The organism is Sorangium sp. So ce117 (assembly GCF_051524395.1).
Classification (GTDB): Bacteria; Myxococcota_A; Polyangia; order Polyangiales; family Polyangiaceae; genus Sorangium; species Sorangium cellulosum_B.
The window spans coordinates 4,397,096-4,417,351 of record NZ_CP150309.1 but is presented as its reverse complement, the minus strand read 5'-3'; the positions used below and the strand labels follow the sequence as shown (position 1 = coordinate 4,417,351).

The window sequence follows — 20,256 nt, the reverse complement described above, 5'->3', positions numbered from 1 at the left end:
TGCCAGCATGGTTCCATGCGCAAGCGGGACGCCATCACGCCGCGGAAACAGCCGACGCAGGACCGGTCGCGCGCGACGGTCGAGGCGATCCTGCAGGCGACCGCTTACATTCTGGTCCGGGACGGGTACGCGCGGCTGACGACGAACCGCGTGGCCCAGCGGGCCGGGGTGAACGTCGCGTCGCTGTACCAGTTCTTTCCGGGCAAGGAGGCGCTCGTGGCCGAGCTCCACCGCCGGCACATCGAGCAGGGCCGCGCGGCCGCGGCCGCAGTGCTCGCCGCGCATCAGGGGCAGTCGCCCGATCGGGTGATCCGGACGATGGTGGAGGCCGGCATCGCGGCCCACGCCGTGGAGCCCGAGCTGCACCGCGTGTTCCTCGAGCAGATGCCGCGCATCAAGGCGACCCGATCCGCGGCGAGCGAGGGCTTCTTGCTCGAGGAGGCAAAACATCTCCTGTCGGCGTGGGGTTATGCGGCGCCGGACGCGGAGCTCGCGTGGTGGATGATGCAGACCGCGGCGCACGCGGTGGTGCATCAGGCGATCGTCGAGCGGCCCGACGACGTGCGCTCTGGCGCGCTGGCCGAGGAGCTCGTGCGGCTGCTCGAGCGCTACCTCGGCGGGATGCGGCCCCCAGGGCCCTGCGCCGGCGCGGGGCGGGAGGACACGTGATCTCGTCGATGGCGCCAAGGGCTGCCGCCCCGCGGGACCTCCGCGCGCTCAGCCGGGCGTGGCGATCTCGTCGTAGCCGCGGCCGCTGAACTGAAGAAGGCAGACGCCGTGGCCGAAGGGATCGGCCAGGCGGAGCATGCGCCCCCACGCTGCCACCTCGATATCGGCTTCAGGGACCGCGCCTGCCTCCTGCGCGCGGCGCGCGGCGGCCTCGAGATCGTCGACCACGAAATCGAGGTGGACCGGCGTCCAGTGGCGCCGGTAGTCGCGCGGGGACGCACCGGCGGCAGGCTCGCTGCCGGTCGGCTTCACCAGGAGGTAGATGGGAGCCGCCGCGCCGAGGAGCTCGACCCCGGAGGCACCAAAGCGCCGCCCGACGCGCAACCCGAACGCACGCGTGTAGAACGCGATGGCAGGATCGAGCGCCGGTACATCGATGTTGACGAGCAGATCGGACATGCGATGAGGCTAGCTGCTGGGCACGTCGCGTCCAGGCCAGGACGCTTCGCCGCTGCGCGAGGGGGCGCTCAGAGCGAACCGGGAGCCCTCGGCTCAGAGCGTCTCGAGGTACGCGACGAGATCGTCGATCTGAGCCGGCGTGAGCGCCGAGGTGACGCCGTGTCGATCCCCTCCGCCGCACGGGCCGAAGCGGTCGTGGAGCGTCGCGGCGCAGCCATCGTGCATGTACGGGGCGCGCGCCGCGAGCCCGCGCAGCGACGGCACCTGGAAGGGCTTGCCCGTGCCCACGTCGACCGTCTCGTTGTTCGTGAGCTTCTCGCCGGAATGGCACGTCGCGCACGCGAGGGTCGGCTCGTTGAAGAGCACCTCGCCACGCGCGGCAGCGTCCTCGTCCGCCGGCTTCGACCGGGGCAGGGCCTTGATCGCGTCGAGCCACGCCGCGAACGCGTCGAGGTGATCGAGGCTCGGAAGCGAACCGCCCATCCGGTCCTCGAATACCGCCCTCATGAAGACCCTGAAATTCGCCAGCAACCCATCCCAGTGCAGCGGCACCGTCGCGACGATTCCGCCTGCGAGGGATTGCGTGCGGCGCATTCCGAAGGGGGCGAAGTTCCATACCCGGCCATCTTCATGCCCCTCCGGGTGGCAGGACGCGCAGGTGACGGAGAGGGATCCTCCGTCGTCGCCATGGAAGAGGGCATGGGCGTCGTCGAGCCGGCTCTCACCGTGAAGATCGAGCGTGTTGAGCATCTCGCCGCTGAGGGCCGCGAGGCGCAGGATGATCGGCGGCTCCCGCATCTGCACGAGCAGGTTTCTCTCCCCGTCGTAGCCGACCGCGATGGGCTCGCCGAAGGTGCGGACCATGAGACGGCGCTGATCGGTGGCGAGCGAGCAGGGGTCGATCCCGTCGTACTGCTCCACGGTCTCGAGCGGCGTCTCGACGAGATCGCGGCTGCCCGCCTGCACGACCGCCGCGCTGAGCCCATCCGGCGACACCGCGATGTCGACCGGGAGCAGCCCCAAGCCGAGGCCGCCAACACCAGGCCTGGACAGCGCAGGGCTGGACGAAGGGGCCTCGCTGGGCAGCGGTCGCATGACGGTCACCGCCGTATGCATCACGCTCCGGCGGCAATCCTGCCCGTAGTAGCTACCGATACCCGTATTGCTCGTGGGCGCGACGATGTCGCGCTGGTGCACCATGGCCACGCCGCCCCCGGGCAGCGGGACCGTCCTCCACGCCACCGCCGGCTCGTACTCGCGCGCGTCGTCCTCGGCGCCGTAGATCTCGCGCGGGATGTACGCCGGCGGCCTGATGCGCTCGGCCACGGTCCCGTCCTTCGCGATCACGAGGAGCTCGGCGGACTTGAAGCGGCTCACGAGGAGCGACTCCCCCTCGACGACCACGTCGCGCAGATCACGGTCGAGGCGGAGCTCGCGGACCGGCGGGGCAGCGAGGTCCGACGAGAGCGTCACGAGCTCGCCGCCCGCGCACGCCACGTGGAGCAGGTCTGTCGAGGCGTCGTACGCGATCCCGCGGGGCGCGGGGCAAACGGGCCTGCGGTGCATCTCCTTGGTCGCGAGATCGATCGTGACCACCGCGCCCCCGTGGCGGAGCGCCACATGCACGGAGCCAGCCGCCCCCTCGGCCACGCGCCCGGGCTCGTCGTCCTTCTCCAGAGGGAGGATGGCGTCCAGCTGGAACGCGACGAGGTCGACGATGGAGATCCTGTCGCGGTCCGGATCCGCGGCAATGGCAAGCGCCTTGTCGGCGGTCACAAGGAGCGTCCCGCCGCTGATCGGGGGCGGCGGCACCGCGGAGATGTTGGGGGGTGGATCTGGCACCCTGGGCCCCGTAAACTCTGGAGGAGAATCGTCGTACGGGAGATCGTCATAGCCGTCGTACATCGTGCACCCGGCGAACGCCGCGATCATGGCGACGAGCACGGTGAGCCCCGCTCCGGATTGAGCTTTCATTGCGCCTCCTGCGACCGGCGCGGCTATGCAAGAAAGCTGCCGTGGTCGTGCATCGGGCTGCTGACGACAATACCTCTCCCTGAAATGAGCGAGATCGCAGCGGGCGTGTCGGATTCAGAGGGGGCGCGTCCATGGAGCAGGATTCGCCTTCTCCGCCCAGGGCACAGGATTCCGGCTGCCGGAATCGTGCTGAAAGACGCAAAATGTATACGCTGAAAAGGCCAGGTGTTGCCGTCGTTCCACACGCACCGATCGACCGCCTGCGCGCGGCGCGCCGCGTGCTCGGAACTCGGAAGAGGAGCACGCGCGACCCGCCATCGGATCAGGTCGTGGCCTCGTCCATGGCCGCCTCCGCGATCTCGTCGGAATACAGCTCCGCAAGGGCGGCGAAGCCAGGCTGACACGCATCCATCAACGCCCGGCGCTCTCCGGGGGCGAGCTCGCTGAAGCGCGAGCGCGCTGGACGCACGATGCCCGCCATCCGCTCGATCCAGGCGTCATCTACGTCGACGCCGATGAACTCCATCAGGCGAGCGATGGTCGGGCGCGGCGCTCGACCGAAGTCCTCGTAACGAAGCGTCAAGAGCCGCCCGGGCGCGACGCCCGAGAGCTCGTCGAGCCCAGTCACGATCTCGCCGGACCAGTAATGACCGCACAGCGGCAGCGGCGTCTCGTAGCGCAGGAAGGCCTCGCGATCGAAGCGCTCGGGCAAGAACGGGAGTAGCTCCTCGGGCACGTCGTCCACGTACGCGCGGTCCCTCGATTCCCACGGGTCGACGCCGAGGATCTCGGTCAACTGAACCGCGATCAACGCCATGCGAAACCCGAGGTGACGGCTCATCGAGATGGCGCAGGTGCGGCCGTCGCGCACCAGATGAACGAAACGCGCGTCGGGAAAGTTCTTGATCAGCCGGCGAACCAGCCGCAGCGAGCCCCCGGAACGCTCGACCCACATTCGCTTGCCGAAGCGGTGAGCGAGAAATCCGAACACCTGCTGGTAGTGCTGGCCGACCGCCGCCGTCGGCAGGGTGGCGACGAAGCGCTCGAGGTCGTCGAACAGCGCCTCCGGCTCGTCGCACAGATGCGGAAGCGCGGTCTCCAGGATGGCCGGCACACCCGGTACGCCGCCGAAAGATCGGAGCGCCGCCGGCCGATACAGCACCTCGTCCATCATGACGTCGTGGCGCCGCATCGTCGCCAGCTTGGGCTGGATGCCCGCGACGATCCGCCAGAGCTCGTCCGCACCGATCGGATGGTCCGGGAAACACAGGGAGATCCGTCCACCGAGGTCGGTGGCCAGCGAGAAGAACTCGGAGATGCTCAGCACGTCCGGATGTCGGCGCACGAGGTTCGACAGCATGGTCGACCCACAACGCCCCGTCCCCACGATGAAGAGCGGCCCTAGCGCGCCCATATCAGCGTGCCACCGGGAGGTTCTTGCGGGTCTCTTCGAGGACCTGAAAGTACCACTGGCAGAGCTCCACGAGGGGCACCTCGGCGTACGCAAAACGCTCGCACCCCCGGAGCGCCGCGTCCGTCCGGATTCGCTCGAAATGCTTGTGACCGATGATGTACGAACCGTAGAAGTCCATCCGCTTGTCGAGCTGCTGATCGAGCCAGGAGAAGTCGTCACGCCGGTCGATGAATATGGGCGCGTGCATACCGAGCAGCTCGAACATCGTGCGCACCGTCGCGCCGGTCTTCCATGGGGATGGATGCGTCAGATGAAACACACCCTCACGTGCGTCCTGGAGGGCGATCGCGACGGCCTCCTGGACGACCGCATCGACCGGAACGAGGTTCAGGTCGCCATCCGGGTCGACCCTCATCCGCACGGGGGATCGCGAGAGCAAGCCCTTCTGGGTGCGCTCGATCATCCCGCGGAACTGCACGAGCTGGCGAAAGAAGCCATAACAGCCCGAAAACGAGGTCGCCCCGAGCGTGCGGCTATGCCCCACAACGATGCTGGGGCGAAAGATACGAACGCGCCCGTTCGCCCAGGATGCGACGAGCGTCTCGGCGTCGATCTTGCTTTGCTCGTAGTGGTTGTTGGTCGCGTTGCCGCGGCTCTGCACCTCGGGGATCGCCCCTGTCGCTCGCCCTGCAACGTACGCCGTGCTGATGTAATTGAACGTCCCCGCCCCGAGCTGCCCCGCGAGGGCGAGGACGCGGCGGGTGCCTTCGACGTTGGTCGCCCTGATGACGTCCACGTGACGATTCTCATATTGCAACGATGCGGCCACATGCCACACCTGCGCGACGCGAACACCGATCGGATCGCGGATGCCGCACTCTTGCTCGACGACGTCACCGGCGACGACACGGCACCTGTCGAGCTTCGCGAGCACATCGGTCGCTTCGTAGAGCGTTGCAGCATGATGGATGGACTGGCGGAACCTGTCGACCGCCCCGGTGTCACCGGGTCGGACCAGCGCCACGATGTCGTCATCGGTCCGCCCCAGCAGCTCCAGGACGAGCGCGGCGCCGATAAACCCGGTCGCCCCGGTCACGAGATGCGCTTCCTTCATGGCGGAGAGGGAGCGTATCCCGTGGCCAAGGCGAGCGGAAGGGCCCCCGCCCTCAGGCCGTCATCGCGCTCTGGGCCGCTGCGTCCGGGCGCCCTGCCAGGAGCAACCTCGACGCCGGCCGCACGATCTCCTCGATCGCGCGCGCAGCTGCCTCGCCGCGCGCCGCGGCGCCGAACCGCCCGTGCGCCGCGAGCTGCGCACCTCCTGCGCTGTCGCCTCCCCCGAGCTCCGCGCGCCCGAGCCCCGCGAACACCTCTTCCACCGCCGCGCGCACGCGCTCGCCGCCCACGCGGATCGCCCACGCCACCGTGCCCCACGCGAGCTCGGCGTGCCGCGCTTCATCCGCCGCGATGATCGCGAGCGCGCTCCGCACCGCCGGGTCCTCCGCGGCGCCGAGCTCCTCGGCCGCGACAACTGCCGCGATGGTCTCGCCGATGCAGCCCTCCTTCGCGGCGCGCGCCGCGATCGACGCGAGGTCTGCCTCGACCTCCACCCGCCCGTCGAAGGGAAACGCGCCCGGCGCGATCGCCTCGCCCGCATAGGCGCTCGCGAGGGCGAAGCAGAGGCGCGCGTGGCGGGCCTCGTCGAGCGCCGCGCGGTGCGCCTCCTCCACGAGATCGGCCGGCGCGCCCGCGGCGAGCAGCTCGAGCGCGAAGCGGCCGAACGAGGCCACGGACGCGTGCTCGAAGAGCGCGTCGCGCGTCCACGCCGCGGCCAGCGCCGCCCGCAGATCCGCGGTGAGATGATCGATCCGCGGCGCGGCGGCCTCCGCCGCGCCCCACCCGGCGCTGCCGCGGGCGCGGACGAACGGCGCTGTCCGCGCCGCCTCCTCGACGAGGTACGGGCGCCCCTCGCACATGGGGATGAAGTACGTCTGATAGCAGCACTGGCCGTCCTGCAAGGCTCCATCGCTCTTGACGCTGTGAGATCCGAAGCCGGTCTGATTGAGGATTTCCTGCCCTTCCGACCGCGAGGGGCACGCGACAGGCTCGCTCCCGCCGGCACCTCCGCCGCCCCCGGCTCCCCCCTCGCCGCCAGCATCTCCGAGGGCGTCAGCCTCGTCCTGCGGCCACGCGAAGCAGGCCACCTTGGAGACGGGCTCGGGATCCTCGGGACAGCTGCTATAGGTATTGGTGCAGCCGGCCGCGCCCGCAGCAGCGGGGAGCGCGAGCAGGGCGAAGAGGCGATGGGCAAGCGTGCGTCGGAAGGCATGTGCCGTGTTCATCGGGGACCTCGTTGATGAAGAGCAGGGCTTGACGCGCCTGCACGACGCATGCCTCCGCGAATTCAGCCCCAATTCGAGCCCTCCGCGCCGGCAGAGTATGGTCGGACGGTCATGGGGGGCGCGCAGCTTTACGCCCTCTCGCGGATAGGGCACGTCCCCTTCCATGGAGGAGCCTCGAACACCGACCGACGCGCAGCCCCCCGCCCCCGAGCCCGAACCGCTGGAGTCGCTCGAGGCGCTCGTGCCGAAGCGCAGGCTCTGGCCGGTCTTCGCGGTGCTCGGCCTCGTGATCGCGGCGGCGGGCCTCCTCGCCTTCCGCTCGATGACGGCGACCGATCCGCTGCGCATCCTCGTGGCCATCGATCTCGACGGGTACTGGTGGGAGGGGTCGCAGCCCGCGGCGAGGCTGGCCGACGAGCTCGGCGAGCACCTCGCGGAGCTCGGGTTCGATCCCGTGAAGGGCGGCGACCCGAAGGTGATGAAGGCGCTCGAGAGCGCCAAGGACCCGAAGGATGCCGCGAAGGCGCTCGGCGCCGGCTTCATCATCGAGGCGCGCCTCGCGCCCGAGATCGTGGAGCACCCCATCAAGGAGGGTTACTTCGAGCTCCGGGTCGACGCGCCGGTGACGCTCACGTTCCTCGACAAGGGCACGTCGACCGAGCGGCGGATCCGCGGCTACTCCGGGGCGACGAAGAAGGACCGCGCGATGGCGCTGCTCGCGAACTCCATGGCCTCCCAGGCGCTCGACGCGGTGATCGCGCAGCTCATGGACCACCCCTCGGTGCGCGAGATCACGGAGGGATCGGACATCAAGCTGCTGGAGCGGCTGGCGTCGGCGCGCAGGTTCGTGAAGGACCGCGCCGCGAACCTCGACCGGGCCGCCGGCGCGTACGCCACCCGCGCGAAGGAGATCGAGGCCGAGGAGCAGGGTCGCGTGACCTTCCTGTCGCCCCAGGCGGCGGAGGACCTGCTCGTGGGCACGGCCGAGGGCGGCTATTTCGTCAAGACGGCCGACGTCTCGGTGTTCCACTCGGTGCGGTCCAGGGACCTCGCCCGCAGCGATGCGCTGGAGACGGTCGAGTGGCGGCCGCTCGATCAACCGGCGGTCCCGACGACGGATCCCGGCGCGGTCAAGCCGATGTGGAGGGGTTATCACGTGTACTCGTACCCGTCGTCGCAGCGCGACGGCGACCGGGTCGCGCTGGTGGAGGACTTCATCGGCTGGGCGAAGACGATCACGGTCGTCGACCGATCCGGGCAGAGCAAGCGCGTGCGCGTGGATCCGGAGCACCGCTTCGTCGACCCGAAGCTCGCCCCCGGCGGCAGGTTCGTGGCGGTCTACGATCGCCCGGAGGCGGACGCGCAGGCCGATCTGATGGTGCTCGACACCGACGGCGGCAAGGAGGTGTTCGGCCTCCACACCGAGAACGAGTCGCTCGGCGGGTTCGCGTGGCTCGACGAGACGAGGCTCGCGTTCGTCTACGTGCCCGACGCGTCGGAGGGCGACGCGCCGCACCTCGCGGTGGTCGACGTGGGCAAGCAGCCGCTGTCGATCGAGCGCCCGTTCCGCGCGAAGCCCGGGGAGGACCTGCGCAACCCGGCGGCATCGAGGGACGGGACGAAGATCGTGTGCGTCGTCGACGGCGACGAGCCGGGGATCGCGGTCATCGACACGACGACGTGGCGCCGGAAGGTGTACGCGGCCCCGGGCGGGGCTTCGTGGCCCGCGTTCTCGCCCGACGCCGCGCGCGTCGCGTTCGAGACGCGGGGCGCGGGCGGCACGGACATCGCGGTGCTGGCGCTCTCCACGGGCGAGATCAAGAAGCTGACGGTGGGCTCCGCGACGGAGCGGGTGCCGCGGTTCTCCGCCGACGGGAAGCGCGTGCTGTTCGAGGTGCGGTACCGCGACCCGGTGTTCCCGCAGAAGCGGTCGATCTCGCGCATCGCGAGCGCGGCGGTCGAGCCGTGACCGCGCCCCTCCTCCCTCCGCAGCACGGCGCCAGCGCCCCGCCGCCGGACGCCACCGCCCGGCCGCAGAACACCGGCGCCCCGCCGCCGGACGCCGCCGCTCCTCCCGGCGAGGAGAGCGCCGCGACCGCGATGTTCTACCGCATGTCGGCCGAGCGCCTCCGCGCGCGCTGCCTGTGGAGCGGCCTCGCGCTCGCGCTGTCGGCCCTGGTGCCGTACGAGGTCGCCTACGGCCACGGGATCTTCGTGTGGAGCGTGCTCCCCGAGCTCGCGCCCGCCGCCCAGGTCGCCGCGCTCGCGCCCGCGATCGCCGGCCTGTGGCTGCTCTTCCTCGGCGCGCGCACCGAGCGGCGCGCGGGCCTGCTCGTCGAGCGGCCGACGTCGCGCGCCATCGCCGTGCTCGCCGCGTTCGTGGCCGTGAACGTCGCCGTGTGGATCGGCCGCCGGAGCTCCGCGTGGGACATGCTGCCGCTGCCGGACAGCCTGGTGACGCGGCCGGCCCCGTTCCTCGCGGTCTTCGCGTTCACCGCGGCGGGCGTGGTGCTGCGCTTCCACGCGCGGGCGCGCAGGGGCGGCAGCGCGCTGCTCGTCGCGTCGCTCGCCGCGGCGCTCGTCTTCTACCTCTGGCCATCGCGCGGCGAGATCCCCGCGCAGACGATCGCGCGCGCGGCCGTGCTCGTCGCGACGCTGCCCGACGCCCGCTTCCAGCTCGGCTACGGCATGGTCCTGCTCTTCGTGCTCGGCCCGCTCGCGATCGCCCTGCTGGGCCTCGCGTACGCGCGCCGCGTCCCCCGGCGCGAGCACCCGGGCCTCGCGATCGCGGCCGTGTGGGCCATGCCGGGCCTCATGCTGCTCTTCGTGTACCGCGCGTTCCTCTCGGGCGGCTGGGGCGTCGAGGCGGGCACCGTCGCCTTCTTCGCGCTCCTGCTCGCCGCGGTCGTGGCGGTGCTCGCCTCCGCGATCGAGGTGCTCGCGCTCGGCGTGATGGTGCCCGAAGCCGAGCTGGAGCCAGGCATCGGGGCCAGCGCGGGCGGGGCCCGGCCGATCGTGGCGGCAGGCGCGGCAGCGGCCTCGGTCGCCGCGCTGCTGGGCGCGCTGCTCGTGCTCGGCCGCCCCGCGCCGAAGGGCGTCGACTGGAGGCTCGGCGCGCCCACGGCCGAATGGGACAAGGTGTACGGCGAGCTCTTGCCGAGCTGGGAGCGCGCGCGCATCGCCCGCGACGCGCACGCGCGCAGCGGACGCGCACAGGGCACGGGCGCGGAGGCGCAGGTGCTGACCAGGGCGCGCAGCCGCGAGATGCTCGCGGTCGCCAGGGCGCAGCCCGACGGCGAGGACGTCGCCGCGGCGCTCGCGACGCTGGCCGCTCAGGTGGACGATCTCGAGCTCTCCGGCCGCGCGTTCGGCCGGTTCGTCGCCGAGGCCAACGACGAGGCGCGACGCGCCGGGCTCGGGTACTACCTCGACGCGGCCGTCAATCTCGGTGTCTCGGCCGACGGCGCCACGCGGCGCTTCTACACAACGCCTTACCGGGTCAAGGAGGTCCACGCCTACCGCGTCGGCGACGACCGCTTCGCGACGCTCCTCGTGGAGCCGATGACGGACGAGCGCCGCGTCCACCTCGGCTTCTCGCGCGACCAGGATCCCTTCGCGCTCGTCCTCGGCTCCGAGGTCCGGTCCTATGCCGAGCGGTTCGATCAGGAGGGCGCGACGTGCCACGCGGCGGCGGACGGCGCGGACGGCGCTCGCGCCGGCGCCCTCGCGCGCTGCGACGCCGCGCTCGCGAAGCTGCGCGAGCGCCTGGGATCCACGCTCGAGCGGGCCGTGCTCGCCGGCACCGAGCGGCACGAGCTCCAGCACCAGATCGACGGCCCTCACCTGCCCCTCTCGCCCGCGGTGACCGAGCTGCTCGCCGGCTTCTCCGACGAGGCGCAGGACCGCGTGAGCCGCGAGCTCTCCGCGTACATCGCCGAGATGACGGCCGGCGACGCGCCGCCGCAGCTCACGCTCGTGCACCTGTTCCCCTTCGGCGTCGTGGCCCGCGGCGGCGCCGAGCACCGGGTGGCCACGCTCGTCCTCGAGACGCTCTCCGGGAGGAAGCTGCGCTTCGGCGCGCGGCAGGTCGATCCCGAGACGTACGCGCAGGCGTTCGAGGAGCAGGTCCGCCGCGGCGACGACGAGCTGCGCGAGGCCGCGCGGCGGGGCTACCGCGAGCACTTCGGGGTGGATCTGCAGGAGCCCGTGCGGGAGTGACCGCCCCTCTCGCCTGGAAGCGCCGGCGCCGCAGCCAGCCCCGCTTGGAAGCGCCGCGCCGCAGCCAGCCCCGCTCGCCTGCGCGCCTCAGGGCAGGACGCGCGTCTCCCGCGCCGCCGACAGCGCCGCGCCGCCGGCCCAGGGCTCCACCCGGTCTCCCAGCGAGGCGCGCACCTTCGCGACCTCGTCCCGCGTGATGGCGGGCGCGCTGTTCCCCCAGCTCGACCGGACGTAGGTGAGCACCAGCGCGACGTCCTCGTCCGACAGCGTGACGCCGAGGTTGGGCATCACGTCGTTGTAGAGCGCGCCGTTCACCTCCATCGGACCGGCGGCGCCGAGCAGCGTGATCCGGATCGGCGTCTCCTTGTCCTCGAGCAGCCATGACGAGCCGGTGAGGGGCGGATAGCGGCCCGGCTTCCCCTCCCCCCTGGCCTGGTGACAGTTGGCGCACGAGCGATAATAGATCTTGCCGCCCTGGGCGAGGTCCTCGGCCGGGACGCCGGACGCCGCCACGCCGCCCGTCGGCGTCCGGGCGTCCAGCTTCCGGAGGACCATCCACGGCAGCGCGAGCACGCCGAAGGCCACGATCAGCATGATCACCACGACGTGCGCCGTGCTCTGCGCTCCGTCTCGAGCGTCGTCGCGCTTGCTTGTTGGACCCACGGGGTGCTCCTCCGCCGCAGGTGAAGCGCACACGTCCGCGGCCGTCAAGGATCCCCTGACGCCCGCGGACGCGCCCCGGCTCGGCGCGACTACGCCGTCGCCGCGGCCACGGCGACCCCGGCGCTCTCGCTCCTCGCGGCGGCGGCGCGCGGCGCCTTCTTACGGGTGACGCTGCGCCGGCCGTCGATGCTGACGGGCACGTCCCCGTCCACCGTCACGCGGCGCACCACGCGGACCTGATCGCCGTAGTCGTTGATCGCGTAGTGCTGCGTGGCGCGGTTGTCCCAGACCGCCACGTCGCCCGCGGCCCAGCGCCAGCGCACGGTGTTCTCGAGGCGCGTGACGTGCTCCTGGAGCACCTGGAAGAGGTGCGTCGAGTCGTGGGACGAGACGCCGAGCAGCCGCTTGACGAAGTGGCCGAGCACGAGCGACCGCTCCCCGGTCTCCGGGTGGACGCGCACGACGGGGTGCTCGGTCTCGTACACGGTCGACGTGAACACCTCCTGATAGCGCCGCACGTCGTCCGCCGACGAGTTCGGCTTCCGCGCCTGGTAGTCGTACTCGTTGCTGTGGACCGCCCACAGCGTGTCCGCGAGCGCGCGCAGCGCGGGCGGCAGATCCTGGTACGCGGCGACCGTGTTGGCCCACACGGTATCGCCACCGTACGCCGGGATCACGAGCGCCCGGAGGATCGAGGCCCTCGGGTAGGCGTCCACGAACGTGACGTCGGTGTGCCAGGAGTTCGCGCGCCCGCCCTCCCGCGAGTCGAGCTCATGGATGTAATCGGTGCCATTGACCACGGGCACCGTCGGGTGCGCGACGGGCTTGGCGCCGAACAGCGTGGTGAGCGCCTCCTGCGAGCCGTCGTCGAGGTGGTGCTGACCCCTGAAGAAGATGACCTTGTATCGCAGCCAGGCTTTCCGGATCTCGCTCACGGTGGCGGCGTCGAGATCGCCGCTGAGGCGCACGCCGCGCACCTCCGCGCCGATCCGGCCAGCGACGGGGACGATCTCGAGGACGTTGTTGCTCTGGTTCTGTGTAGCGCTCATGCGGAATTCTCCTCGTGGCAGAGAAAGCGAAAAGGGTGCTGGGATGGCGTCGCGGTGCGGTGGTCGGCTATCGACGTGTCGGCTCAGTGCGACGCCGGTTTGTGTGCGATGGCGAAGAGGCGCCTCCCCTCGAGTCGGATGCCCTCGGGCGTCCGGAAGGCCTCGAGCTCGCGCTGGATGTCCTCGATGGCCTGGCTGCGCAGCGACTCGGGCAGGTGTCCGAGGAAGTTGCCGAACGAGCTCGCCTGCGAGAAGGCGATGGCGGCGCGCCCGTCCGGCTGATGGTGCACGTTCTCCTGGGCCTCGATCTTCTGCACGGTGAAGCCGGCGCCCCCGAGCAGCCCGGCGAGCTCCACGGCGGTGACCCAGTGGGGCGTCCCATCCCGGGACTCCGGATAACGCGCGTAGGGCTCACGCGAGAGCACCTCCCGCTTGATGGCCTGCAGGCGGTTCGGGTGATCCTTCGCGCCCGTGGTGAGCCCGATCCGGCCCCCCGGCTTGAGCAGGCGGTGGATCTGCCGCAGCGGCTCGGTCTTCTCGGGGAGCCAGTGGAAGACGGCGTTGAGGTACACGACATCGAAGCTGCCGGAGGGGAGCCCGTCGAGCGCGTACGCGTTGCCGACCTGGAAGGAGAGGTTCGCCTTCGCCTTCTGCTGGGCGATCTCCACGCGCAGCGGCAGCGGGTCGATCCCGAGCACCTTCCCTGTCGGCCCGACGAGGCCCGCCACGTGCTCTGCGAGCAGCCCGGTGCCGCTGCCGACGTCGAGCACGTGATCGCCGGGGCGGACGCCGAGCTCGGCGATCAGCCGCTTTCCATGGCGGAACTGCCGATCGGCGCTGCGCACCTCGTAGTCCTGCGCGAGCTGGGGCGTATCGAAGACGAGACTGAGACCACTCATGCAACGGCTCCGTGAAAAGGTTGTTCTCTGGCGCGCTGGGCGGGGTGACGGCCCGGGCGGCGCGCCACCGCGGGCCCGGGCGGCGCACCGCCGAGCGCGCCCTCCGTGCCGGGTCGCTGCTCCGACGCGCGCCGCGTATCGCACGCGCCGTGCCAGGCATTTCCACGCGCTTCGGCCGGACTCCGCGCGCCAGCTGCTGCGTCACGAGCACGCGGTCAGCAGCGCCTGCTGCCGAGGCCGCACCGCGCCCGCCGCGACCGCGCGAGCATGGCGCCGGAGCGGCGCACGAGCGCGGCGGACAGGCCATGCCGGGCGTCCAAGCCGTGTGAACGATCCGGCGCTGGACGCGCGGTGTACAGCAAGAGTGGACCATTCGATAGGTTCACCTTTTCAGAGTGCGCCCTGCCCTCATCGCGCTCCGTCGGCTCCACCGCTTCTGTCCGGTCGATCGTTGATTGATCGACGTTCACATTCCTGCAAAGGACGACGGGTGACCGGATGAAGCGCGCGGCGCGGGGTCGATGCGCGATGCGGCATGGCGAAGGTGTGACTCCACGCTCCCAAGCGCTCCTCTCCTGTGGCAGACTGCGCGCATGCTTTTTCATGTCGTGAGGAACGGTTCACTCGTCGGCGCGCTGCTGCTCGCGGCGGGATGCAGCTCGGGCGGCGGGCAAGCGCAGCCCGAGGGCGAAGGGGGGTCGGGCGCCACGGTGGGCAGCGGCGGATCGGGCGCGCAAACGAGCGGCGCAGGCGGCGCGGGTGGCGCCGGCGGCGCGGGCTGCGCAGAGTTCGCGATGCCCACCGACGTGGACTGCGCTGCGCCGCTCGACGGCGTGCTGCCGGTGGATCTGCGCTGTACGGGGCTCTACGGGAACTTCGATCAGCGCGAGCTCGCGTGCGGTGTGCTCGAGTACAAGCCTGCCGTGGAGCTCTGGAGCGACGGCGCCGAGAAGCGGCGCTTCGTGTCGATTCCGAAAGGGCAGCAGGTGGACACGAGCGATCCGGACGCGTTCATCTACCCCGAGGGGACGCAGTTCTGGAAGGAGTTCAGCGTGACGGGCGCGGGCGGCGCGCAGCGCCTCGCGGAGACTCGCCTCCTGCGCAAGACGGCCGCCGGCTGGGTCTATACGAGCTATGTGTGGTCCGAGGACGAGAAGCAGGCGATCCAGATGCAGAACGACTTCGGCGTGACCGATCTCTACGGCACTGGCCACACGGTGCCGAACCGCGATCAGTGCCAGGAGTGCCACGTCGGGCGCGCCGATTACGTCCTCGGCTGGGACGCGCTGATGCTCGGCGCTGGCGCCCAGGGGCTCTCGGCCGAGACGCTGGTCGAGCTCGGTGTGTTCGCGGACGCGAGCCATCTCGCCCTCACGATTCCTGGCAACGAGGTGGAGCGCCAGGCGCTCGGCTACCTGCACGCCAACTGCGGCGTGAGCTGTCACAATGACCTGCCCGAGGCGGCGGCCCACGATACGGGCCTGTACCTGCGGCTCGAGGCGGGCGAGCTCGGCGACGTGATGGCCACGGACGCCGCCCGGACGGGCATCAACAAGCGCCCCGCGGAAAACGCGAAGTACGAGGGCCTCACGAACCCCGACCCCGCCAACTGGTATGACATCCGGCCGGGGGACCCGTCGCGCAGCTTGCTTGTCGCCCGCCAGGTGCTCCGCGGCTTCGAAGGGCAGATGCCGCGCATCGGGACACACAAGGTCGACGAGACGGGCGTGGAGGTGGTCTCGCGCTGGATCCAGGAGATGAAGGAAACCTACCCGCCGCCTGGACCCTAGTACCTCGGGTCAGAGATCCTGCCAGGGACCGGCGTCGCGAGGGGAGAAAGAGTTCAACGCAAAGGCGCCAAGTCGCAAAGGCGCAAAACTGCGCAAGATCTGTTTTTTTGCGGCTTTGCGACTTTGCGACTTGGCGCCTTTGCGTTGAAATCTCTCCCCAGATCGCTGGCCGGACTTCTGGCAGGCGGAACGAGTACGGCCTCGCCCAGGTCCGTCTCCGGTTGCGTGCAGGTAGTGCCGAGCTGCCCGGCCTCGTGGAGTGCCCCTCACAGGCGCCAACCAAGCTCGTTCTGTCACGCTCAGGGCACGAAGCCCGCTCCACCCCACCATCGGTCACCCACGTGAACGTCAACGTTTACGTGAACGTGGTCGTGGTCGTGGTCGTGGTCGTCAACGGTCAGCCGTAAACGACCACGACCACGTAAACGTTAGGATGTAGGAGAACGCGGCGCGAAGCGTGGTTGACGTTTATGCCACGGGGCGAGCAACGGGATCGATGTGCGGGATGCCAGGAGAGAGGTGGAGCGTCCTGGGTACTTCTCACGCCTGAGGGCGCGGATGGCGCCCCCCCGAGCCCCGAAAGTCGTGAGGCCGGCAGCTCGGATCCCCGCCGACCTCAAGCGTTCGCCAGGATCAGGTCGGTCCCGGGGCGCCGTCCGCGATCCATTTACGCAAGATCTCGAGCTGCGCCGGGCTGACCGTCGGCCCCCCCGTGCTGGGCGGCATCACGCCCGAGATGCACTGCGCCGTGGAGGACTGCTGGCAACCCGCGGCTTCCGCCTTGCCGGCGGCCTTGAGGTAGAGCCAGCTGTGGTCGGGGTCGCCCGGGACGACGAGCTTGAACTGGCCGCCACCGCGCGTGGCGACGTTGACCAGACCGTCGACGATCTCCTTGGAGCTGAGGCGGCCACCGAGCGACAGCCCCGCGTTGGGGCCCGACTCGGCGTGGCAGCCGCTGCACAGATTCGTCGCGCTCTCGAAGATGGGCCGCACCTTCTCGTGGAAGTACCCTGACTCCACCGGCAAAGGCGCATTGGGATCCCTGACATCCTCGGGGTCCAGGTTCTCCTTGATGATCTTGATCTCGGTGTCCATCTCGCGGCACTGCGCGATCAGATCATCCGTCAACTTCTTGTCCGTCGGCAACATCCCCTTGGCGCGCCGGTACTTCTCCCACACGTTGTCGATCCAGCCGTGGAGCTTCCAGAACATGTAGTTGTCGATGTTCGCATTGGTGTTGTTCACACCGTGCGTCGTGTTGCCCGGCCGCGCCCACTTGGCGTGCAGAACGAAGTGGAGCCCCACCCACGGCATGTTGGTCGCCCCCGCCAGCTTCTGCCCCACGTTGCACTGAAGCCAGAAGCCGAGCTCGCCTTCGTCCTTGAACCTCGCGAGGTTCTCGGGCTTGTCGATCTCATCGCCGATTTTCCCGGCTTCGAGGGCGGCCGCGTCCCAGTTCTTCCACGCGGAGCGCCACTGGGACGGCACATCTTCCGCCTTGGTCGGGAACTTGGTGAAGCCCGTGAACTGCTCTTTATGATTGGGCCAGAGCTGCTGCAGCGCCTGGATCATGTGGCGGTGGAACACAAGGAACTGATAGCCGTCGCCGGCGCTCTGACAGTTCTGATCCTGCGGGACCAGCTGCTTGAATTTGCAGATGCCCACCTTGCTCCCGGCGCCCCCGAAGTTGCAGGCGCGGATCGCGTGCCACTCGACGTGAGCGTCCTGCCACCTGTTTTCATACATCCAGTCCAGGACCTGGGGCTGCACCGTCGTATCGACGATGTCCGGACTGTTGTTGCCGGGCGGAAAGAACTCCGCCGGGCCATCCTTCATGTTGGGATCCGAGTCGCTCGGGTGCGGCATGTACCCGCTCACGCAGTGGTCGTACGCAGGATGGTCGTCCGGACCGCCGCCGACACCGGCACCTCCGGTGCCCGCGCCCGAGCCCGAGCCCGAGCCCGAGCCCGCACCCGTGCTCGCCTGCGAGCCCGCACCCGTGCCCGCGCCCGAGCCTGAGTTCACGCTCGATTGCGAGCCCGCGCCGCCCGTCCCGCCCGTCGCGTCGGGTCCTCCCGCGCCGCCCTCCGACGCGCCGCTCAACGAGTTGCCATCGTCACCGGCGCACGCGCTGAGCAACAACGCGGCCAGCGCGGCGAGCGTCGCCAGGCCCCGCCGGGATGTACGGAGGTCGGTTGCAGAACCCTGGTGCAGGTCGATAAATCGCATGTCGCTCTCTCAGGCTCTCAGGCCGTTAGGCTCAGTCCGTCAGGCGCAACCCGCCTCACCGCGGGCAGGTAACACCACTGTACCAGCGTCACGCGAACTTCGTCAACGGTGTTAACGAATGTACTGTACTCGTGTATTTATAAACCTTGTGAACGCTCACAGGAGGTCTGTGCAGTGAGGGCGGCCCTTTCGATGCGTGGTGACTCGGTAGCCAGGCCGTCGGCTTCAGATGTCGAGTCGAGCGAGGCGACTCGCTAGCGCCGGTGTCTCAGCGGACGTGGATGTCCGGCTTCGGCGCTGCATCCATCCCCTCCCCGATATGGAAGCTCGGGTGAGGCGGCTGGTTGTAGGCGCCGTTTTGCCACGAGATGGCAACGCGGTACTGCGGATCGTGCATCAGGGTGTAGATCCGGTTCGTCGCGACCTGGTTCGTGGTGAAGATGCGGATGGAATCGCCGCAGCGGAAGATCACCTCTTCACGCCAGTCGCCCAGGATGTCGGCGCTGAGCGTCGGCGAGCTCTTCGTGCCGTTGTTCGAGGTACACCCGGCGGCCGTGAAGTTCCCCCCTTGGCCGTCGGCCTGGCGGATGCCGTTGCCGTCGAGGAGCTCCCGGCTCAGGTCCGCGTCCCACCAGATGAGGAAGTTGCTCGACGCAGGGCGGCTCCCGACGCCATCACCGTCCGAGCCGCGCAGCAGCTCGCTGTTGTTGACCCACGCCTCGCTGCCAGGGCTGCGCGGGTCGACGTCTGCAGCCACACCCCGGCCAGGGCCCTCCTCGCCGCCGTTGCCTGGCCCCCTCCAGAGGACCTCGCACGTGCGGGCGTCGCGCATGGCGTAGGCGGGTGCGTCGCCGCTCTCGTACGGCTGGAACACCTCGAGGCCAGGGCGCGACGGGATGTGATCCGTGACGTGCAGCGCGTCGCCGTGAGCGTAGTAGTCCACCGCGCAGAGGCCCGTGCCGTCGTCGTCGAACGTGGCGCCGCCGTTGATGATCTCCTGCTGCGGGTCGTCGTCCACGTTCGCGACGCTGATGGAGTGGCAGCCCTTGCCGCCGAACGCCTCGTTGGCGCGGCTCGAGCTGGAGTCGAACGTCCAGAGGTTCGAGAGCGCGCCGTCGCGGTAGTTCCAGGCCGAGAGCGTCGTGCGCGCGTAATAGCCGCGCCCGAACACAACGCTCGGGCGCCCCGTGTCGTCGAGGAAGGCGATGGTGCCGACGAAGCGGTCGACGCGGTTGCCATAACACTCGTTGTTGCCCCAGCTGCACGGGTCGCTGCGGCCGACCTTGAACTCGGTCGTTGCGAGCTCTGCGCCGGTGTCGCCGGCAAACACGGTGAGGTACTCCGGGCCTGTGAGGATATAGCCGTCGTTGTTGCGGTAATCCTTGGAATCGTCATCGCCGGCCGCGGGCCCCTTGCTGAGGTACTCGCCCCTCCCATCGCGCGTCCCCGGCGCCGTCTTGACGGCCACCTCCGCCTTCCCGTCGCCGTCGAGATCGTACACGAGGAACGGCGAGTAGTGCGCTCCGGCCCGGATGTTCACGCCGAGATCGATGCGCCAGAGCCGCTTGCCGTCGAGCGAGTAAGCGTCGAGGTAGGTCTTGCCGGTGCGGCCGGCCTTCGAGTTGTCCTGGAGGTTCGACGGATCCCACTTCAGGATGATCTCGTAACGCCCGTCGCCGTCCACGTCTCCCACGCTGCCATCGCCGCTCGAGTACGTGTAGCCGTCCCCTGCGGGCGGCGGCGTCGTCGGGATGGACAGGGTTCCATCCTTCCACACGGGCGCGGACTCCGACTCGCCTTGCTCGACGCCGCCGATGACGGGGCGCACGGTGTAGACCGAGCTCGGAGAGCCGTCGCGGTCCACGAGGTTCGTGGAGTCCGCGAGCGGCGCGGCGTTGACCTTGGCGCCGTCGCGGTAGACGTTGAACGCGATGTCGTCGGGGTCGTAGCCGAACAGGCGAAAGCCCACGTACGTGCCGCCCTCCGTGGGCACGGCCACGACACCGCGGTCGAGGTCTTCCATCTGCGCGAACCCCGTCGGTTCGCCAGCGCCCGCGCCCGCGCCGCCGCTGCCGGTCGCGGCGCTGGTCCCGGCGGTGCCGCTGCCGGACGCAGCGCTGGTCCCGGCGCCGCCGCTGCCGGACGCAGCGCTGGTGCCCGCGCCGCTGCCGCTGCCGCTGGACGCCGCGCCGGTCGTACCGCCGCCCGTCCCGGCGCCCTCCCCGCCGGCGCCGTCCGAGCTGGTTCCGGGTTCACCGCTCGATCCGCATGCCAGGTGAGCGGCAGCGAGCGAAAAGCAAATCAAGAAAATAGGTCGTCTCATGCATACCTCGCGCGGCCCCTCATCGTCCGGTCGGCGCCTCGCCTCCCGGCCGTGAGCGGAATGGTGGCCTCGTTTCTCACCCAGGTTGTGAGAGCAGGGCGAAGTCAGTCATGAGAATTGCACGGGACGCACGATTCCTCGGGCGTCGAAAATTTACCGCCACGCACCTGAGGACAACGGGCTCGGCTGGCCCGAGCCCCTTCAGGGCAGCAGGTGCTCGCGCTCGAACG

The 20,256-nt window shown here is 70.1% G+C and carries 14 protein-coding genes; 4 read left to right on the top strand and 10 right to left on the bottom strand.

Features of this window, described 5'->3' with window-relative positions:
• Positions 1-15: 15 nt before the first annotated feature.
• The gene (locus tag WMF46_RS16490; protein WP_437986474.1) at positions 16-669 is read left to right on the top strand and encodes a TetR/AcrR family transcriptional regulator; all 654 of its coding nucleotides are present in this window, start codon (positions 16-18) and stop codon (positions 667-669) included.
• Between the two features lie 48 nt (positions 670-717).
• On the opposite strand, the gene WMF46_RS16485 is transcribed toward WMF46_RS16490, so the two are convergent.
• From WMF46_RS16485 to WMF46_RS16465, 5 genes are all read right to left on the bottom strand, one after another.
• Entirely contained in the window at positions 718-1,128 is a 411-nt protein-coding gene (locus WMF46_RS16485; RefSeq protein ID WP_437986473.1) for a VOC family protein, read from the bottom strand.
• Positions 1,129-1,221: 93 nt separating this feature from the next.
• Positions 1,222-3,102 (bottom strand): c-type cytochrome, encoded by a 1,881-nt coding sequence (locus WMF46_RS16480; RefSeq protein ID WP_437986472.1) that lies wholly within the window; start codon positions 3,100-3,102, stop codon positions 1,222-1,224.
• A gap of 322 nt (positions 3,103-3,424) precedes the next feature.
• On the bottom strand, positions 3,425-4,516 hold the full coding sequence (locus WMF46_RS16475; RefSeq protein WP_437986471.1) for a sulfotransferase family protein: 1,092 nt from the start codon (positions 4,514-4,516) through the stop codon (positions 3,425-3,427).
• A 1-nt stretch (position 4,517) separates the two neighbouring features.
• Entirely contained in the window at positions 4,518-5,630 is a 1,113-nt protein-coding gene (locus WMF46_RS16470; protein ID WP_437986470.1) for an SDR family oxidoreductase, read from the bottom strand.
• A 52-nt stretch (positions 5,631-5,682) separates the two neighbouring features.
• Positions 5,683-6,855: a ferritin-like domain-containing protein gene (locus WMF46_RS16465; RefSeq protein ID WP_437986469.1), complete on the bottom strand. Its 1,173-nt coding sequence runs from the start codon at positions 6,853-6,855 to the stop codon at positions 5,683-5,685.
• A 163-nt stretch (positions 6,856-7,018) separates the two neighbouring features.
• Here WMF46_RS16465 and WMF46_RS16460 point away from each other — a divergent pair, with 163 nt between their 5' ends.
• Together WMF46_RS16460 and WMF46_RS16455 are read left to right on the top strand one after the other, a co-directional pair.
• Positions 7,019-8,824 carry a hypothetical protein gene (locus WMF46_RS16460; RefSeq protein ID WP_437986468.1) on the top strand — a complete coding sequence of 602 codons (1,806 nt, stop codon included), beginning with the start codon at positions 7,019-7,021 and terminating at the stop codon, positions 8,822-8,824.
• Positions 8,821-11,073 carry a hypothetical protein gene (locus WMF46_RS16455; RefSeq protein ID WP_437986467.1) on the top strand — a complete coding sequence of 751 codons (2,253 nt, stop codon included), beginning with the start codon at positions 8,821-8,823 and terminating at the stop codon, positions 11,071-11,073. Before WMF46_RS16460 ends, WMF46_RS16455 begins: the two co-directional genes overlap by 4 nt.
• 87 nt (positions 11,074-11,160) lie before the next feature.
• Here WMF46_RS16455 and WMF46_RS16450 read toward each other — a convergent pair whose 3' ends face one another.
• The 3 genes from WMF46_RS16450 to WMF46_RS16440 form a co-directional block, all read right to left on the bottom strand.
• Complete coding sequence (locus WMF46_RS16450) at positions 11,161-11,736, bottom strand: c-type cytochrome (RefSeq protein WP_437986466.1); 576 nt, start codon at positions 11,734-11,736, stop codon at positions 11,161-11,163.
• Between the two features lie 89 nt (positions 11,737-11,825).
• Positions 11,826-12,785 (bottom strand): TauD/TfdA dioxygenase family protein, encoded by a 960-nt coding sequence (locus WMF46_RS16445; protein ID WP_437986465.1) that lies wholly within the window; start codon positions 12,783-12,785, stop codon positions 11,826-11,828.
• Positions 12,786-12,868: 83 nt separating this feature from the next.
• Entirely contained in the window at positions 12,869-13,684 is an 816-nt protein-coding gene (locus WMF46_RS16440) for a class I SAM-dependent methyltransferase (protein ID WP_437986464.1), read from the bottom strand.
• Between the two features lie 608 nt (positions 13,685-14,292).
• On the opposite strand from WMF46_RS16440, the gene WMF46_RS16435 reads away from it, so the two are divergent.
• The gene (locus WMF46_RS16435) at positions 14,293-15,474 is read left to right on the top strand and encodes a hypothetical protein (RefSeq protein WP_437986463.1); all 1,182 of its coding nucleotides are present in this window, start codon (positions 14,293-14,295) and stop codon (positions 15,472-15,474) included.
• 633 nt (positions 15,475-16,107) lie between these two features.
• Here the strand turns inward: WMF46_RS16435 and WMF46_RS16430 are convergent.
• Both WMF46_RS16430 and WMF46_RS16425 read right to left on the bottom strand, forming a co-directional pair.
• A complete protein-coding gene (locus tag WMF46_RS16430; protein WP_437986462.1) occupies positions 16,108-17,703 on the bottom strand; it encodes a hypothetical protein in 1,596 nt (531 codons plus the stop codon).
• A gap of 268 nt (positions 17,704-17,971) precedes the next feature.
• Entirely contained in the window at positions 17,972-20,026 is a 2,055-nt protein-coding gene (locus WMF46_RS16425) for a rhamnogalacturonan lyase (RefSeq protein WP_437986461.1), read from the bottom strand.
• Positions 20,027-20,256: the final 230 nt, after the last annotated feature.

What these genes read in the sequence shown, in the direction of transcription:
- WMF46_RS16490 (WP_437986474.1), top strand. Translation starts at nt 16, where the DNA reads ATGCGCAAGCGGGACGCCATCACGCCGCGGAAACAGCCGACGCAGGAC.
- WMF46_RS16485 (WP_437986473.1), bottom strand. Translation starts at nt 1,128, where the DNA reads ATGTCCGATCTGCTCGTCAACATCGATGTACCGGCGCTCGATCCTGCC.
- WMF46_RS16480 (WP_437986472.1), bottom strand. Translation starts at nt 3,102, where the DNA reads ATGAAAGCTCAATCCGGAGCGGGGCTCACCGTGCTCGTCGCCATGATC.
- WMF46_RS16475 (WP_437986471.1), bottom strand. Translation starts at nt 4,516, where the DNA reads ATGGGCGCGCTAGGGCCGCTCTTCATCGTGGGGACGGGGCGTTGTGGG.
- WMF46_RS16470 (WP_437986470.1), bottom strand. Translation starts at nt 5,630, where the DNA reads ATGAAGGAAGCGCATCTCGTGACCGGGGCGACCGGGTTTATCGGCGCC.
- WMF46_RS16465 (WP_437986469.1), bottom strand. Translation starts at nt 6,855, where the DNA reads ATGAACACGGCACATGCCTTCCGACGCACGCTTGCCCATCGCCTCTTC.
- WMF46_RS16460 (WP_437986468.1), top strand. Translation starts at nt 7,019, where the DNA reads ATGGAGGAGCCTCGAACACCGACCGACGCGCAGCCCCCCGCCCCCGAG.
- WMF46_RS16445 (WP_437986465.1), bottom strand. Translation starts at nt 12,785, where the DNA reads ATGAGCGCTACACAGAACCAGAGCAACAACGTCCTCGAGATCGTCCCC.
- WMF46_RS16440 (WP_437986464.1), bottom strand. Translation starts at nt 13,684, where the DNA reads ATGAGTGGTCTCAGTCTCGTCTTCGATACGCCCCAGCTCGCGCAGGAC.
- WMF46_RS16430 (WP_437986462.1), bottom strand. Translation starts at nt 17,703, where the DNA reads ATGCGATTTATCGACCTGCACCAGGGTTCTGCAACCGACCTCCGTACA.
- WMF46_RS16425 (WP_437986461.1), bottom strand. Translation starts at nt 20,026, where the DNA reads ATGAGACGACCTATTTTCTTGATTTGCTTTTCGCTCGCTGCCGCTCAC.